Origin of the sequence: Streptomyces peucetius (genome assembly GCF_025854275.1) — a bacterium.
Taxonomy (GTDB): domain Bacteria; phylum Actinomycetota; class Actinomycetes; order Streptomycetales; family Streptomycetaceae; genus Streptomyces; species Streptomyces peucetius_A.
Genome location: NZ_CP107567.1, coordinates 5,681,513 through 5,698,163 on the forward strand (window position 1 = coordinate 5,681,513; position 16,651 = coordinate 5,698,163).

Annotated in this window: 9 protein-coding genes and 1 pseudogene; 8 read left to right on the top strand and 2 right to left on the bottom strand. The window is 72.0% G+C overall.

The annotated features are described in order from the left end of the window. Positions 1-140: 140 nt before the first annotated feature. Positions 141-1,567: pseudogene (locus tag OGH68_RS26130) on the bottom strand (cytosine permease). A gap of 140 nt (positions 1,568-1,707) precedes the next feature. On the opposite strand from OGH68_RS26130, the gene ureA reads away from it, so the two are divergent. The 5 genes from ureA to cimA all read left to right on the top strand — a co-directional run bounded on the left by ureA (position 1,708) and on the right by cimA (position 8,552). Then, entirely contained in the window at positions 1,708-2,397 is a 690-nt protein-coding gene (ureA, locus tag OGH68_RS26135) for an urease subunit gamma (protein WP_264247428.1), read from the top strand. A gap of 47 nt (positions 2,398-2,444) precedes the next feature. Further along, positions 2,445-4,127 carry an urease subunit alpha gene (locus OGH68_RS26140; protein WP_264250303.1) on the top strand — a complete coding sequence of 561 codons (1,683 nt, stop codon included), beginning with the start codon at positions 2,445-2,447 and terminating at the stop codon, positions 4,125-4,127. An 11-nt stretch (positions 4,128-4,138) separates the two neighbouring features. Continuing rightward, positions 4,139-5,155, top strand: a complete 1,017-nt coding sequence (locus tag OGH68_RS26145; RefSeq protein WP_264247429.1) for an agmatine/peptidylarginine deiminase — start codon at positions 4,139-4,141, stop codon at positions 5,153-5,155. Between the two features lie 385 nt (positions 5,156-5,540). Further along, entirely contained in the window at positions 5,541-6,158 is a 618-nt protein-coding gene (locus OGH68_RS26150; RefSeq protein WP_264247430.1) for a TetR/AcrR family transcriptional regulator, read from the top strand. 774 nt (positions 6,159-6,932) lie between these two features. Continuing rightward, positions 6,933-8,552: a citramalate synthase gene (cimA, locus tag OGH68_RS26155; protein WP_264247431.1), complete on the top strand. Its 1,620-nt coding sequence runs from the start codon at positions 6,933-6,935 to the stop codon at positions 8,550-8,552. A gap of 43 nt (positions 8,553-8,595) precedes the next feature. Here the strand turns inward: cimA and OGH68_RS26160 are convergent, their stop codons facing one another. Next, positions 8,596-10,470: an RICIN domain-containing protein gene (locus OGH68_RS26160; RefSeq protein ID WP_264247432.1), complete on the bottom strand. Its 1,875-nt coding sequence runs from the start codon at positions 10,468-10,470 to the stop codon at positions 8,596-8,598. A gap of 254 nt (positions 10,471-10,724) precedes the next feature. On the opposite strand from OGH68_RS26160, the gene OGH68_RS26165 reads away from it, so the two are divergent. From OGH68_RS26165 to OGH68_RS26175, 3 genes are all read left to right on the top strand, one after another. Continuing rightward, positions 10,725-11,705 carry a LacI family DNA-binding transcriptional regulator gene (locus OGH68_RS26165; RefSeq protein ID WP_264247433.1) on the top strand — a complete coding sequence of 327 codons (981 nt, stop codon included), beginning with the start codon at positions 10,725-10,727 and terminating at the stop codon, positions 11,703-11,705. Positions 11,706-12,003: 298 nt separating this feature from the next. Then, on the top strand, positions 12,004-15,096 hold the full coding sequence (locus OGH68_RS26170) for a glycoside hydrolase family 3 N-terminal domain-containing protein (protein ID WP_264247434.1): 3,093 nt from the start codon (positions 12,004-12,006) through the stop codon (positions 15,094-15,096). Between the two features lie 108 nt (positions 15,097-15,204). Then, the gene (locus tag OGH68_RS26175) at positions 15,205-16,566 is read left to right on the top strand and encodes a hypothetical protein (protein WP_264247435.1); all 1,362 of its coding nucleotides are present in this window, start codon (positions 15,205-15,207) and stop codon (positions 16,564-16,566) included. Positions 16,567-16,651: the final 85 nt, after the last annotated feature.

Here is a 16,651-nt window from a genome sequence, read left to right on the forward strand (position 1 = left end):
CCTCGCCGGCGTTTGAGGCGCGGGGTTCGGTGGGGGTCCCCCCAGGCCGCCAGGCCTAGGGGGAGGAGCCCCCGGGAGCGGGTCCGGGCGGAGCCGGGTTCGGGAAGGGGCGGGGTGGGGGAATCCGCGCACCCCCCGGGTCACGTCACGGCGGGCTCCCGCACCGCGTCGCCCTCCGCGCCCACCGCCCCCGCCGCCGGCACGCGAAGCGCGGCGTACGCGAGGCCGCCCACCAGCCCGGACAGGACGAAGCTGCAGTCCACCCCGCCGGTCAGGGCGAGCAGCGGGCCCTCGTAGAGCGGGGTGGAGACGGCCGCCAGCCCCACCGCGGCGCCGAGCGCCCACGAGAGCGTCGCCCGCGGGTTCCAGCCGGCGCGGAACCAGTAGGCGCCGCCCCGTGCGCGGCGGTTGTAGACCTGAAGGGCCTCCGCGTCGTACGCGCCGCCGCAGCGGACGTGCGCGGTCAGCGTGATCACCGCCCACGGCGTGCCGACCGCGGTGAGCAGCAGCACGAACGAGGTCATGACCGACTGCGCGCTCCACACGAAGTGGCCGAGGAAGACGAACGCGGTCGCCACCACGGCCACCACCAGGGTGGCCCGGGTGCGGGTGGCGCGGGGCAGGATGGCGTCGAGGTCGAGCCCCATCGAGTAGAGCATCAGCCCCGCGTTGCCGACCGATCCGGCCGCGGCGGCGAGCAGCAGCGGGACGAGGTACCACGCGGGGGACGCGGCGACCAGGGGCCCGGCGTAGTCGAGCCCGGCGCGGGCCGCCAGGGCCGTGTACGTACCGAAGAGCTGGGGGACGAGGAGCCCGGCCACGAGCCCCAGGCAGGTGGCGCCGAGCACTCGCCGCGAGCTGTGGCGCAGCGGCGAGATGTAGCGGGTGTAGTCGCCGAGGAGGGTGATGAAGGCGATCGGCCCGCTGAGGCCGGCGGCCACGGCGGACAGCACCCAGGTCGGCCAGAACGAGCCGAGCAGGTACGGGGTGTCCGGCGGCGCGGCCGTGGTGAGGCGGGCGCGTAGGCGACGATGCCCAGCAGCAGGAGCGCGGTCATGCCGACGGCCAGGACCTTGCTGAGGCGCAGCAGCAGCCGGTATCCGTACACGGCACCGACGACGGTGCAGGCGGCGAGCAGTGCGTAGACGAGTGTGTGGGCGACGCCGCCGGTGGGCAGGCCGACGAGACGCGCCAGCGTGCCGATCATGACGTCGCCGCCGATCCACAGCGTCAGGGCGGTGTAACCGAGCGAGAGCAGCAGGCCGACGACGGAGCCCACCAGACGGCCGCGCACCCCGAACGCGGCGCCGCTGGAGGTCGACAGGTTGGTCGCGGTGCGCAGCGAGACGAGGGCCAGCGGTGCGGTGACGACCACGCCGACGAGCGTGCCGGCGACGACGGAGGTGACGGACGGCCACAGGCCGAGCCCGAAGGAGACCGGCAGCCAGCCGAAGACGATCACCCCCAGGCAGAGGTTCGACCCCAGCAGGATGGCTACGAGATCTCGCGGACTGCTGGTGCGCTCCGCCTCGGGGATGGTGTCGACTCCGCGCTGTTCCACCGGCATGGGCTGCCCCTACCTTTCGCAGTTTGAGTGACGCTCTAATTGAACGCTGCTCAATGTGAGCCATGCCTCGTCCTAAGTCAATGGTTTCGTTCGCCGGTAAGCATTGTTAGAGTGACGCTCAAATCTGGAGGTGTGGTGACGTGCGACTGACCCCGACCGAGCGCGACCGGTTGCTGCTGTTCGGCGCCGCCGAGCTGGCGCGGGCACGCAGAGCCCGTGGTCTGCGGCTCAATGTCCCCGAGGCGACAGCCCTCATCGCGGACACCGTCTGCGAGGCGGCCCGCGACGGCCGCAGGCTCGCCGAGGCCATCGAGGCGGCCCGCTCGGTCCTCGGGCCGGACGACGTCCTTCCGGGCGTCGCGGACGTGGTGACCGAGGTCCATGTGGAGGCCGTCTTCGACGACGGGTCCCGGCTCGCGGTCGTCTCCGACCCGATCGGCGCGGGCTCGGGGCAGGGCGCCCCCGGCGCGCTGCTGCCCGGACCGGCCCACGACGAGCCCGCCGCCGTTCGTACCCTGACCGTGCGCAACACCGCGACCGTGCCTGTCAGCGTCACCTCGCACTTCCACTTCTTCGAAGCCAATCCGCGTCTCCGCTTCGACCGTGCAGCGGCCTACGGCATGCGCCTCGCCGTCCCGGCCGGCTCCTCGGTCCGCTTCGACCCGGGCGGCGAGGCGGAGGTCGGCCTCGTCCCCATGGGCGGCGACCGGATCGCGATCGGCTTCGCCGGCCTCGTCGACGGACCACTCGACGCCCCCGGCGCCAAGGAAGAAGCCCTCCGCAGGGCCGCCGCCTGCGGCTACCTGGGGACGGAAGGAGCGGCCCGATGAGCAGGCCCACCCGCCACCACGACCACGACCGCCCCATCCCCCGCCGCATGGACCCGCACGAGTACGCATCCGTGCACGGGCCCCGCGCGGGGGACCGGGTCGTTCTCGGCGACTCCGGGCTCGTCGTCCGGGTCGAGTCCGACGCGCAGAAGCCCGGCGACGAGTTCCTCGCCGGCTTCGGCAAGACCGCACGCGACGGCCTGCACCTCAAGGCCGCCGCCGTCCGGGAGACCTGCGACGTCGTCATCAGCAACGTCCTGGTGATCGACGCCGTGCAGGGCATCCGCAAGGTCTCCATCGGCATCCGGGAAGGCCGTATCCACGCGATCGGCCGGGCCGGCAACCCGGACACCCTCGACGGCGTCGACGTCGTCGTCGGCACCGGCACGTCGATCGTCTCCGGCGAGGGCCTGATCGCCACGGCGGGCGCCGTCGACACCCATGTCCATCTGCTCTCCCCGCGGATCATGGAGGCGTCGCTGGCGTCCGGCGTCACCACCGTCATCGGCCAGGAGTTCGGCCCCGTGTGGGGTGTCGGCGTCAACTCGCCGTGGGCGCTGAAGCACGCCTTCAACGCCTTCGACGCCTGGCCCGTCAACATCGGCTTCCTGGCGCGCGGTTCGTCCTCCGACCCGGCGCCGCTCGTCGAGGCCCTCGCCGAGGGCGGCGCGTCCGGGTTCAAGGTCCACGAGGACATGGGCGCGCACACCCGGGCCCTCGACACCGCGCTGCGGGTCGCCGAGGAGCACGACGTCCAGGTCGCGCTGCACAGCGACGGCCTCAACGAATGCCTGTCCGTCGAGGACACCCTGCGCGTCCTCGACGGCCGGACGATCCACGCCTTCCACATCGAGGGCTGCGGCGGCGGGCACGTGCCGAACGTCCTCAAGATGGCGGGCGTGCCGAACGTCATCGGCTCCTCCACCAATCCCACCCTGCCCTTCGGCCGGGACGCCGTCGCCGAGCACTACGGCATGATCGTCTCCGTCCACGACCTCAAGACCGACCTCCCCGGCGACGCCGCCATGGCCCGCGACCGCATCCGTTCCGGGACGATGGGCGCGGAGGACGTGCTGCACGACCTCGGCGCGATCGGCATCACGTCGTCCGACGCGCAGGGCATGGGACGCGCGGGCGAGACCGTACGGCGCACCTTCGCCATGGCCGGGAAGATGAAGGCCGAGCTCGGCCCCATGGAGGGCGACGGGGCGCACGACGACAACGCACGCGTCCTGCGCTACATCGCCAAGCTGACCGTCAACCCGGCCCTGGCCCACGGCCTCGCGAACGAGATCGGCTCCATCGAGGTCGGCAAGATGGCCGACATCGTGCTGTGGCGGCCCGAGTTCTTCGGCGCGAAGCCGCAGCTGGTGCTGAAGTCCGGTTTCCCCGCGTACGGGGTGGTCGGCGACCCGAACGCGGCGACGGACACCTGCGAACCGCTCGTCCTCGGGCCCCAGTTCGGCGCCTATGGGGCCACGCCGGCCGACATCTCGGTCGCCTTCGTGGCACAGGCGGCGGTGGACTGCGGCTCCGACCTGATGCCGACCCGGCGACGCCGGGTCGCCGTACGCGGCACGCGTGGCATCGGGCCCCGCGACCTGCTGCTCAACTCCCGCCTCGGGGACGTGTCCGTGGACGGCCGCAGCGGCCTGGTCACCCTCGACGGGAACCCGATCCGCTCCGAGCCCGCCGAGTCGATCTCCCTCAACCGCCTCTACTTCCTCTGAGGATGCCTTCGATGACCTTCCGCATGCCCCCCGAGTGGGCCCCGCACGAGCGCACCTGGATGGCCTGGCCCGGTCCCAACCCGACGTTCACCGACGACGAGGAGCTGCTGGAGGCCCGTATGGCCTGGGCGTCGGTTGCCCGCGCGGTGCGGCGCTTCGAGCCGGTGACCGTCGTCGCCGGGACAGGCCAGTCCGGCACCGCCCGCGAGCTCCTCGGCCCGGACATCGACATCGTCGAGCGGGACCTGGACGACGCGTGGATGCGCGACATCGGCCCCACCTTCGTCACCGACGGCTCCGCGCTGGCAGCCGTCGACTGGGTGTTCAACGGCTGGGGCGCGGCGGACTGGGCCCGCTGGGAGCACGACTCGAAGATCGCCCGTCATGTCGCGGACCTCGCGGGCGTCCCCGTCCACCCCTCTCCGCTGGTCAACGAGGGCGGCGCGATCCACGTCGACGGCGAGGGCACCGTCCTGCTGACCGACACCGTCCAGCTCGGCCCTGAGCGCAACCCCGGTTGGAGCCGCGCCGAGGTCGAGGCCGAGATCCACGCCCGGCTCGGCACGAAGAAGGCGATCTGGCTGCCGCGGGGCCTGACCGGCGACTACGGCATGTACGGGACCCGCGGCCACGTCGACATCGTCGCGGCCTTCGCCCGCCCCGGCGTCGTCGTCGTCCACACCCAGCCCGACCCGGCCCACCCCGACCACGAACTGGGCAAGGCCAACGTCGCGCTGCTCTCCGCCCAGACGGACGCCCGGGGGCGCCGCCTGGAGGTCGTCGAGGTCCCCGCCCCCACCGTCCTGGTCGACGAGGACGGCGAATGGGTCGACTACTCGTACATCAACCACTACATCTGCAACGGCGGCGTGGTGCTCTGCGGCTTCGACGACCCCCGGGACGAGATCGCGGCGGGCATCTTCCGGCGGCTCTTCCCGGAGCGGACGGTGACGCTCGTCGACGCGAGGGCGATCTTCGCGGGCGGCGGCGGCATCCACTGCATCACCCAGCAGCAGCCGAAGGTCTGACCCGGCCGCCGCCAGGACGAGGCGCGGTACCGGACGGTGTTGCCGTCTTCGGGGAAGGCGACGAGCAGTCCTGCGTCGCGCAGCCGGCGCAGCGCCTCGCGCGCCTGCTTGTCGCGTGCCTTGTCGTCGGCGGCGGTCACACCCGCGTCGCGCAGCACCTGGACGGCACGCGAGGTGTCCCAGGTGCCGCCCGACGCCCGAACGGCACGGGCGAGTATCTCGTGGTGGGCGAGGCGGTGTTCGGGCAAGGGGACTCCTCCATGAGGTGCGCTCGCCGGCACCGTACACCCCGGTGCGGCGCCCCGACGGGCGCGACGGCCGGCCGAAGTCGCGACGGGCGACGGGCAGGGCGGTCCACAGCCGCGGTATCAGGTAGAACGTACGAGTGACCAGCAGCAGCCCGGCCGGCCCCCGCCGCCGCCACCAGTCCGCACCGCCGCGCGAGAGCCTCCTGGCCGCCGCCATGGCCACCATCGCCGAGCACGGGCTCGACGCGCTGACCATGGCAGGGCTGGGCCGGGAGGTCGGCATGAGCAGCGGGCACCTCCTCTACTACTTCGGCAGCAAGGACGAACTGCTGCTCCAGACCCTGGAGTGGAGCGAGGGCCGCCTCGGTGCGGAGCGGAGCGCGCTGCTCTCCCGGCAGGCGCCGGCCCGTGAACGGCTCGACGCGTACATCGACCTGTACGTCCCCGACGGCCCGCGCGACCCGCACTGGACGCTGTGGCTCGAGGTCTGGAACCGCTCGCAGAACGCGGACGCCGACATGCGCGGCCGCCAGGCCGCGATCGAGGGCGCCTGGCACCGGGACCTGGTGGCGCTCCTGGCCGAGGGCATCTCCCGCGGCGAGTTCCGTCCGGTGGACCCGGACCGGTTCGCCGCGAGGCTGCGGGCGCTGCTGGACGGCTTCAGCGTGCATGTCGCCGTGGGCATACCGGGGGCCGGGCGGGAGCAGGTGCTGGCGCATGTGGGGGAGTTCGTGTCGGACGCGCTGCTGAGGTGAGGGCAGGGGCGCGTGCCGCCTGCGGCGCGCGCCGTTTCCCCACCCCGCCCCTTCCCGAACCGGGCTCCGCCCGGACCCGCCACCAGCTCCGCGCGGTGATTCGGGGGCTCCGCCCCCGGACCCCCGCGCCTCAAACGCCGGCGAGGCTGCATGTCAGCCCGGCTGGGGGTACCTCCACGGCCGCCAGGCCGTAGGGGAGCTTGAGACCACCGTTGCGAAGTGCGGTACGCGTCCGGGGTGGAGCTCCGTGACGGGGGCTGGGGCCCCGAACACCGCCCGGAGGGCGGACAGGGGCCCGGGGCCGAGCCCGTGACGGCGCCCGGGTCGGAGCCCTGTGATGGGGCCCGGGGCGGAGCCCCAGAAACACCGCCCGGAGGGCGGACAGGGGCCCGGGGTCGAGCCCCCTGACGGGGTCCGGGGTCTGTCCCGGTTCTGGGAAGGGGCGGGGAGGGGAGCACGCTCCACGCAGCGGCGCCGACCGCATCGTGAGACTCGAGTCCAGCCCCGCACGAACCTGTGGCACACTGCCACCGTGCTCTCGTTCGCCATGATTATCGGCAGGAGCGCGCCGGTCCGCAGTGACCGCTGACCCGTGGACAGCAATCCCGCGGCAGGCGGCATCGTGCCCCAGACCCGCGCGCAGACCTCTCGCACCCGCGAGGGGTTTTTTCGTTTTACGGCCTCACCCTCGGCCGCAGGCGAGCAGCGCGCGATGATGGGGGCAAGTGGAGCCAGACATTTCGGAGCCACTCATCCGACAGGAGTCAGGACAGCATGACCACCAACGCAGGCGCCCAGGATCAGCAGGCCGACGACTGTTTCCATGTCTTCGACACGACGCTGCGCGACGGCGCCCAGCGTGAGGGCATCAACCTCACGGTCGCGGACAAGCTGACCATCGCCCGACACCTGGACGATTTCGGCGTGGGCTTCATCGAGGGCGGCTGGCCGGGGGCGAACCCGCGGGACACCGAGTTCTTCGCCCGCGCCCGGCAGGAGATCGCCTTCCGGCACGCACAGCTCGTCGCCTTCGGCGCGACCCGCCGCGCGGGCGCCAGGGCGAGCGAGGACGCGCAGGTCAAGGCGCTCCTGGACTCCGGCGCGCCGGTGGTCACGCTGGTCGCCAAGTCGCACGACCGCCATGTCGAGCTCGCCCTGCGCACCACCCTGGACGAGAACCTGGCGATGGTCCGCGACACCGTCTCCTACCTGGTCGAGCAGGGCCGCCGCGTGTTCGTCGACTGCGAGCACTTCTTCGACGGGTACCGCGCGAACCCCGAGTACGCCAAGGCCGTCGTGCGGACCGCGCACGAGGCCGGGGCCGACGTCGTCATCCTGTGCGACACCAACGGCGGGATGCTGCCCGCCCAGGTGCAGGCCGTGGTCTCCACCGTCCTCGCCGACACCGGCGCCCGCCTCGGCATCCACGCGCAGGACGACACCGGCTGCGCCGTGGCCAACACCCTGGCCGCCGTCGACGCCGGCGCCACGCACGTCCAGTGCACGGCCAACGGCTACGGCGAGCGGGTCGGCAACGCCAACCTGTTCCCGGTCGTCGCCGCGCTGGAGCTGAAGTACGGCAAGAAGGTCCTGCCCGACGGCGCGCTCGCGGACATGACCCGCATCTCGCACGCCATCGCCGAGGTCGTCAACCTCACGCCCTCCACGCACCAGCCGTACGTGGGTGTCTCCGCCTTCGCCCACAAGGCCGGACTGCACGCGTCCGCGATCAAGGTCGATCCGGATCTGTACCAGCACATCGACCCCGAGCTCGTCGGAAACACGATGCGGATGCTCGTCTCCGACATGGCCGGCCGCGCCTCGATCGAGCTGAAGGGCAAAGAGCTCGGCATCGACCTCGGCGACGACCGGGAGCTGGTCGGCCGGGTCGTCGAGCGGGTCAAGGAGCGCGAGCTCCAGGGCTACACCTACGAGGCCGCCGACGCGTCCTTCGAGCTGCTGCTGCGCGCGGAGGCGGAGGGCAGGGCACGCCGCTACTACCGCACCGAGTCCTGGCGGGCGATCGTCGAGGACCGCCCCGACGGCACCCACGCCAACGAGGCCACGGTGAAGCTGTGGGCCAAGGGCGAGCGGATCGTCGCGACCGCGGAGGGCAACGGCCCGGTCAACGCCCTGGACCGTGCGATGCGGGTGGGCCTGGAGAAGATCTACCCGCAGCTGGCGAAGTTCGAGCTGATCGACTACAAGGTCCGCATCCTCGAAGGCCGCCACGGCACCGGCTCCACCACCCGCGTGCTCATCACGACCGGCGACGGCACGGGCGAATGGGCCACGGTCGGCGTCGCGGACAACATCATCGCCGCGTCCTGGCAGGCCCTGGAGGACGCGTACACCTACGGTCTGCTGCGCGCCGGCGTCGAACCGACCCAGTAGCCGCAAGCGGGGCGGCCCGGCGCACCGGACCGCCCCGCGCAGGTCATCCCGTCAGGTGCCACTTCTGGTTGGCGGCACCCGTGCACGACCAGATCTGGGCCCGGGTGCCGTTCGCCGACGTGTGGCCGGAGGCGTCCAGGCACTTGTCGGCCGGGACGTTCACCAGGTCCGCGCTGCCGGACTCGTACCGCCACTGCTGTGCCCCCGAGCCGTTGCAGCTCCACAGCTGGACCTTCGCGCCGTCCGCCGTCGAACCCGAGGTCACATCCAGGCACTTGCCGAGCGCCTGCACCGAGCCGTCGGAGCGCAGCGTCCAGCGCTGGGCCGCCGAGCCGTTGCAGTCCCACAACTGGACCGCCGTACCGTCGGCGGACGAACCGCCCGCCACGTCCAGGCACTTGCCGCCCGTACCCACCAGCGTGCCGGACCGCTCAGAGCCGCCCGACTGGGTGCCCGACCAGGTGAAGGTGGCCGACGTCCTGCCGGGCAGGGAGTACGTGTAGTGCCCGCCGCCCCAGTTGACGGTCATCGTCCGTGCGCTCGCCGAGTCGTTGTACGCGATGAGCGCCTTCGAGCCGTCGGGGTTGCGCCAGGCCACGTTCGGGACCGTGGAGCTCGCGGTGGACGCGATCCGGTGCGCGCCGGGCTTCACGAACTTCGTGAGGTGGCCCATCGTGTAGTACTCGATCGTGTAGTCGACCTGGCCGTGCCGTGAGTCGCCGTTGTGGACGGTGATCAGGCCGTCGCAGGTGCCGCAGCCGCCGTTGTGCGGGCCCCGGTTCTGGTCGACCGCGAGGGACCACTTGGTCACCGACTTCGCCCAGTGACGGGTGTAGTCGATGATGTTCATCATGTCCTCGCGCTGCTGGTTCGCGATCCAGGTGCCGCCGGAGTGCTCGGTCTGGAAGGCGTCCAGCTGCGGGTACCGGTGGTGGACGTCCGTCTGCTTCGAGACGTCACCGCCGTAGCCGTGCCAGGCGACGCCCCCGAAGTTCGGGTGGCTGCGCACCTCCGCGTCGTCCACCGTCTGCGCCGCGTACGCGTCGTAGGTGTCCCAGTTCCAGTCGTGCGCCAGCACCTTGGCAGGCAGACCGGCGTTCGCCAGCTTCGGCAGCAGTTCGTTCTTGGTGAAGTACGCGAGCCCGGAGGCGTTCCAGCTCATCGACGGGTAGCCGGAGCAGCACGTCGGCTCGTTCTGCGCGGTGACGTAGTCGACCGGGACGCCCTGGTCACGCCACGCCTGGAGGTACTTGACGAAGTAGTCGGCGTACGTGCCGTAGTTCTCGGCCTTCAGCCAGCCGCCGTTCAGCTGCCCGCTGTCCTTCATCCACGCGGGGGCCGTCCACGGTGAGGCGACCAGCGTCATGTCGGGGTTCAACTGCCGTGCCTGCCGGGTCAGCGGAAGCACGTCCTGCAGATCGTGCGCGATCGAGAACTTCGACAGGGTGGGGTCGCTCTGCCCGGCCGGCAGATCGTTGTACGTGTAGCCGAAACGCGCCAGGTCCGAGCCGCCCATCGGATTGCGCACGAAGGACAGACCGATGCCGTCGGTGGGGGAGAAGAGCTTGCGCATCGTCTCGTCCCGGGTGGCCTGCGACAACGCGCCGCTGCCCTTCATCAGCCAGGCCGCGGTGTCGGTGAAGGACGCGCCCCCGCCGCTGAAGGTCTGGTAGCGGGTGTTCTCGTCGACGCCGATGACGGTGCCGCCACTGCCGTTCCCGGACTGGAAGCTGATCGGTGTCTGCTGCTGGAGTCCGCGGGTGACATGGCGGCCACCGCTGTCGTCGGTCGTGGTGAGCCAGATGCCGATTTGCTCGCCGGCCGCCTGAGCGGTACCGGCGGTCAGGCCGGTGAGCCCGGCCGCGGCGAGCGCGCCGGCCAGCAGGATGCGGACGGTTCTCATCGGTCGTGGTGCCATGGGGCGGCCCTCTCGACTGAGGTGTGGGGGACGGGGCGTGAGTGAACTCCCGCCGGGGGCACCCGTCAAGACCTCGCGCATTCATATCCTGAACGCACAACTCCCCGCGCTGCGTGGAGACTTGGGATTCCGTCGATTTCGACGTGAAGTATTGACGGCGGCGTGGCCCGGCGGTTGACTCACCGCACATCGCCGGAACCGGTTCCGGCAGCGGTTCCGGTACCGGTACCAGAGCTCGACGCGGAGGCCCTTCGATGCGTGTCACCATCGCCGACGTCGCACGTGAGGCGGGGGTCAGCAAGACCACCGTCTCCCGGGTGCTGAACACCAAGGCGGATGTCGACGCCGGTACGGCGGCGCGTGTTCGCGAAGTGATCGACACCCTCGGCTATGTGCCCAGCTCCGGCGCGGTCGGCCTGGCCCGTGGACGCAGCCGTACGGTCGCGATGCTGACACCGCCGCTCACCTGGCCGTGGATGGGTGAGGTGCTCCAGGGGGTGGTGGACACCGTCGAGGCGGCCGGATACGGGCTGCTGCTGTTCACCTGCAACCGGGGCGCCGAGTCCGTGGACCACTTCACCGGTCAGGTCTCCGCCCGGGCGTTCGACGGCTTGCTGGTCATCGAACCGGAGAACACCCTCGACACGATCACGGCGATGCACCGGCGCGGACTGCCCGTGGTCCTCATCGACGACCGCGGGCACCACCCCGAGTTCCCGTCCGTCGCCACCACCAACCGGGCGGGCGGGGCGTCGGCCGCCCGTCATCTGCTCACCGCCGGACGCACCCGGCCCCTCCTCGTCACCGGACCGGCCGCCTTCGGGTGCGTACGGGAGCGGACCGAGGGATTCACGGGTGTCCTGCCCACCGGCCTCGTCGTCGAGGGCGAGTTCACGGAGGCGTCCGGCCGGCACGCCGTCGAGCAGGCGCTGGCGGCCGGCATGTCCTTCGACTCCGTCTTCGCGCACAACGACCTCATCGCGGCAGGTGCGCTGCGGGCCCTGCGCGACGCGGGCCGCCGCGTCCCGGAGGACATCGCCGTCGTCGGCTTCGACGACATTCCCATGGCCCGGCACACCGCACCCCCGCTGACCACGGTGCGCCAGCCGATGCGGCAGATGGGCGAGACGGCGGCGGGGCTGCTGCTCGCCCGGCTCGCGGGGGAGCCGATCGGGGACGAGCCGGTCGTGCTGCCCACCGAACTCGTCGTCCGCGGCTCCGCGCCGGGCGGCTGACCCCGCCCGGCCGAGCGTCCCGGGGACGGGTGTCCCGCGGCCGGTGTCGCGAGGAGCCGGTGCCCCGTGGACCCCGGTGCCCCGTGGACCACTGTCGCGAGGACCGGTGAGTGCCGACGGACCGATCCGGTTCCCGGACCGCCGGCAGAGCCGCGCCCCAGTGCCGTGGGCACAGGCGCCGGATCGAGCGCACCACCCGCACCAGCCCCGGGGCTCAGGCGGCCCCGGTGCCACGGCCGTCGACGGCCGCACGTCCACCCCGCCCCGGCGGGACCGTCCCGTACAGAAGGAGCCGCACATGCCAGGAACCCGCCGGCCGAGACCACGGCCCGGACCGCGTCGGGCCGGTACGGCGCTGGTCGCAGCCACCGCCGTACTCGGGTCACTGCTCGCCGGAGCGCTGCCGAGCGCGGCCGCCGCCGACGAGCCCGCGCCCGTCCCCGTCGACCGGTTCGAGGGAGAGGTGCCCTTCGCCGACCCGCCGGCGGACGGCATCTTCACCTGGGGCAGCGACGCCGACGACCCGCCCACCCTGCGGATCCAGGAACGGGAGGATGCCCCCGAGGGCGGCAAGGCCCTCGAAGGCAGCTACGACATCAGCGGCTGGGGCGGCCTCAGCCACGAGTTCGCCGTCGACGAGCCACCCAGGGACTGGACCGCCCACAAGGGCATCCGCTTCTGGTGGTACGGCCAGAACACCGCGCCGCTGCCGCCCGGTTCGGGCAGGCGCGTCAACTTCGAGATCAAGGACGGCGGCACGTCCGGCGGCGCGTCCGAGCTGTGGACGACGTCCTTCACCGACGACTGGGAGGGCTGGCACCTCGTCGAGATCCCGTTCTCCGACTTCGTCTACCGCGCCGACTACCAGCCGGTCGGCGGCATCGACCAGATCCTCGGCCTGAACGAGATGTGGGGCTGGGCGCTCACCCTGCCGACCGGCGCCCCCGGCACCTTCGCCATGGACGGCATGGAGCTGTACGGCAGGGCCGACCCCGCGCTCAAGGCCAAGGTCGTCACCGGCGCCGCCGTCCACCCGGTCGACGAGGGCGGCACCGCGCAGGTGGAGATCGCCGTCGCCACCACCGGATCCGGCCCCATCGACGAGCCCGTCACCGTCGGCTACGCGACGGACGGCGGCAGCGCCGAACCCGGCGAGGACTACGAACCGGTCACCGGCTCCGTCACCTTCCCGGCCGGTACCGCCTCCGGCACCTCCCGCACGGTCTCTGTCGCCACGAAGAAGGACCGGGCCGCCGAGTCCGCCGAGACGATCCCGCTCACCCTGACCGTCACCGGCGCCAAGGCACCCGCGGAGACGCCGCAGGTCGTCGTGAACGCCCACGGCCTGCCGTACCAGAACCCCAGGCTGCCGGTGAAGAAGCGCGTCGCCGACCTGCTCTCCCGGATGACCCTCGCCGAGAAGGCCGGCCAGATGACGCAGGCCGAGCGCAACGCGCTCAGGTCGCAGGGCGACATCGCCTCCTACGACCTCGGCTCCCTGCTGTCCGGCGGCGGCTCCGTGCCCGCCCCGAACGCGCCAGAGGCGTGGGCGAAGATGGTCGACGCCTACCAACTGCGGGCGCAGGCCACCCGGTTCCAGATCCCGCTGATCTACGGCGTGGACGCCGTCCACGGCCACAACAACGTCATCGGCTCGACGATCATGCCGCACAACATCGGCATCGGCGCCGGACGCGACCCGGAGCTCGCCCGGCGGACCGGCCGGGTCACCGCCAAGGAGGTGCGGGCCACCGGCATTCCGTGGGACTTCGCGCCCTGCCTGTGCGTGACCCGCGACGAGCGCTGGGGCCGCTCCTACGAGGCGTTCGGCGAGGACCCGGCCCTGGTGGCCGCCATGGAGACGGTGATCCAGGGCATGCAGGGCGCCCGCAACGGCAAGGACCTGGACCGCAACGACAAGGTGCTGACCAGCGCCAAGCACTTCGTCGGCGACGGCGGCACGGAGTTCGGCTCGTCGACGACCGGGTCGTACACGATCGACCAGGGCGTCACCAGGGTCACCCGCGAGGAGCTGGAGGCCGTGCATCTCGCGCCGTTCGCGGAGGCCGTCAAGCGCGGCACCGGCACCGTCATGCCCTCCTATTCGTCGCTCGACATCATCGGTGACGGCGCGGGCCCGGTGAAGATGCACGCCCACGCCGAGATGATCAACGGTGTCCTCAAGGACCGCATGGGCTTCGACGGCTTCGTCGTCAGCGACTGGCAGGCCATCGACCAGATCCCCGGCGACTACCCGAGCGACGTGCGCACCTCCGTCAACGCCGGTCTCGACATGATCATGGTCCCGACGAACTATCAGGAGTTCACCAGGACGCTGCAGGACGAGGCCCGGGCCGGGCGCATCAGCGAGGCGCGGATCGACGACGCGGTCTCCCGCATCCTGACCCAGAAGTTCAAGCTGGGCCTCTTCGAGCAGCCCTACGCCGACACCACCCACCTCGACGAGATCGGCTCCGCCGAGCACCGGGCGGTGGCCCGCGAGGCCGTTGCCAAGTCCCAGGTGCTGCTGAAGAACGACGGCGCCGTGCTGCCGCTGAAGAAGTCGCAGAAGGTGTACGTCGCCGGGTCCAACGCCGACGACCTCGGCAACCAGGCCGGCGGCTGGACCATCAGCTGGCAGGGCTCCTCCGGCGCGATCACCACCGGCACCACGATCCTCGAAGGCATGAGGAAGGCCGCGCCCGACGCCACGATCGACTACTCGAAGGACGCCTCCGCCGCCACCGACGGCTACGACGTCGGCGTGGTGGTCGTCGGCGAGACCCCGTACGCCGAGGGTTTGGGCGATGTCGGCAACGGCCACGACCTGGAGCTGACCGCCGCGGACAAGGCAGCCGTCGACACGGTGTGCGCGGTGATGGAGTGCGCCGTCCTGGTCGTCTCCGGCCGGCCGCAGCTGCTCGGCGACCGGCTCGCCGGAATCGACGCGCTCGTCGCGTCGTGGCTGCCGGGCACCGAGGGCGACGGCGTCGCGGACGTCCTCTACGGCAAGCGTCCCTTCACCGGCCGGCTCCCGGTGACCTGGCCGAAGTCCGAGGCACAGCTGCCGGTCAATGTCGGCGACGCCGAGTACGACCCGCAGTTCCCCTACGGCTGGGGCCTGACCACGCTGCAGCACATCCCCGGCGGCGGTGAACGGACCCTCAAGGCGCTCGCCCTCGCGGCGAAGATCCTCCAGGCGACCGGTCAGGGCCGTTCCGAGCAGGCCGAAAAGGTGGTCGGCACGGCACGGCTGATCGTCCAGCAGAAGATCGGCCAGGACATCGCCCAGGCCTCGGCGAAGCCCTTCGCCGAGGCGGACCACCTGCTGCTCACCGGCAGGCCCTCGGACGCGGTCGCCAAGCTGACCGCCGCCCACCGAGCGGGCTGATCACACGCTCGGCGGCGGCATCCGGCAGGGCGGATGCCGCCGCCGAACCGCGTCTCCGGGTGGCGGCTCATATACCCCGCTTAACCCGATTGGGGTAACTTCGGTGGTATGAGGAAACGGCCGTTCACTCTTGTGTCGGCCCTCGCGGGGCTGACCCTGTTGGTGCTCCTGATCTTGACCCCGGCGTCCGGCGCCGCGGTCAAGGCTTCGGGACTGTCGGATGCCGCCGACGCCCTGAAGCAGGGCCCGGTCTATGTCCACCCGGCCATGGCCGATCAGCTGCCGCAGTCCGAGGCGGACGCCCTGGCGAACCGGATCGAGGAAGCGGACAAGCCCGTCTTCGTGGCGGTGCTGCCGGAGACCTCGGAGTTCCCGCCCGACGACCTGCTGCGCAATCTGCGCACCGAGACCGGTATCACCGGTCTGTACGGCGTGCGGCTCGGTGACGGTTTCGACGCCGGGGCCGACTCCGTCGTGATGTCCAACCGAGCGGTCGACAACCTGACCAGCGCGGTGAAGGGCGGCGGACCGGTCGACGCCCCGACCCAGCTCGAGAACTTTGTCGACCAGGCTCTCACCCAGGTCAGGGGCAGCGCACCGGCCTCCTGGGATGCCGGCTCCGGTGAAGACGACGTCGACGTGGCCTCCCTGATCGTCCTCGGGGGCGTCGTGGCCGCCGGCGGTGCCGGCGCCTACGCGGTCGTCCGCACCAAGCGCCGCCGGAAGGCGGAGGAGGAGCGCGCGGCCCTCGAACGGCTCCGCGTCGTCGTCGACGAGGACATCACCGCCTTCGGCGAGGAACTCGACCGGCTGGACTTCCACCCCTCCGAGAAGGGCGCGGACGACGCCATGCGCGCCGACTACGAACGGGCGCTCGACTCGTACGACACCGCGAAGTCCCGGATGGGCGCCGCACAGCACCCGGGCGATGTCCGAGGTGTCACCGAAGCGCTGGACGACGGCCGGTTCTCGCTCGCCGTCCTGGCCGCCCGCCGTGAGGGCCGGCCCGTCCCGGAGCGCCGCGCGCCCTGCTTCTTCGACCCGCGCCACGGCCTCTCGGTCAAGGACATCTCCTGGGCGCCGGCCGGCGGCACCGTCCGTGACGTCCCCGTGTGCGCGGCGGACGCGGCCCGGATCGAGGAGGGCCAGGACCCGATGGCCCGCACCGTGGAGACCGGCTACGGCCGCCGCCCTTACTGGGAGGCGGGTCCGGCGTACGGCCCCTGGGCCGGTGGTTACTTCGGCGGTGGCATCCTGCCCGGTCTGCTGATGGGCACGATGCTCGGCCACATGCTCGCCACCCCCGCCTACGCAGCCGAATACGGCGCCGGCGAGTTCGGCGGCGGTGAATACGGCGGCGGCGACTTCTCGGGCGGCGACTTCGACGCCTCCGACTTCGGCGGCGGCGGTGGCGGCGACTGGGGCGGTGGCTTCGGTGGCGGTGGCTTCGACGGCGGAGGCGGTTTCTAGCCGCGCGGCCGGGACGCGTGTACGGCAACCGTGTGGGGAAGCGACGGGACACCGTTACGGGCGGTAGGGATTCGTTACGCTCCGT

Bases quoted from the DNA above. Each gene is read 5' to 3' on its own strand.
- OGH68_RS26140 (WP_264250303.1), top strand. From the start codon at position 2,445: ATGGACCCGCACGAGTACGCATCCGTGCACGGGCCCCGCGCGGGGGAC.
- OGH68_RS26145 (WP_264247429.1), top strand. From the start codon at position 4,139: ATGACCTTCCGCATGCCCCCCGAGTGGGCCCCGCACGAGCGCACCTGG.
- cimA (WP_264247431.1), top strand. From the start codon at position 6,933: ATGACCACCAACGCAGGCGCCCAGGATCAGCAGGCCGACGACTGTTTC.
- OGH68_RS26160 (WP_264247432.1), bottom strand. From the start codon at position 10,470: ATGGCACCACGACCGATGAGAACCGTCCGCATCCTGCTGGCCGGCGCG.
- OGH68_RS26165 (WP_264247433.1), top strand. From the start codon at position 10,725: ATGCGTGTCACCATCGCCGACGTCGCACGTGAGGCGGGGGTCAGCAAG.
- OGH68_RS26170 (WP_264247434.1), top strand. From the start codon at position 12,004: ATGCCAGGAACCCGCCGGCCGAGACCACGGCCCGGACCGCGTCGGGCC.
- OGH68_RS26175 (WP_264247435.1), top strand. From the start codon at position 15,205: ATGAGGAAACGGCCGTTCACTCTTGTGTCGGCCCTCGCGGGGCTGACC.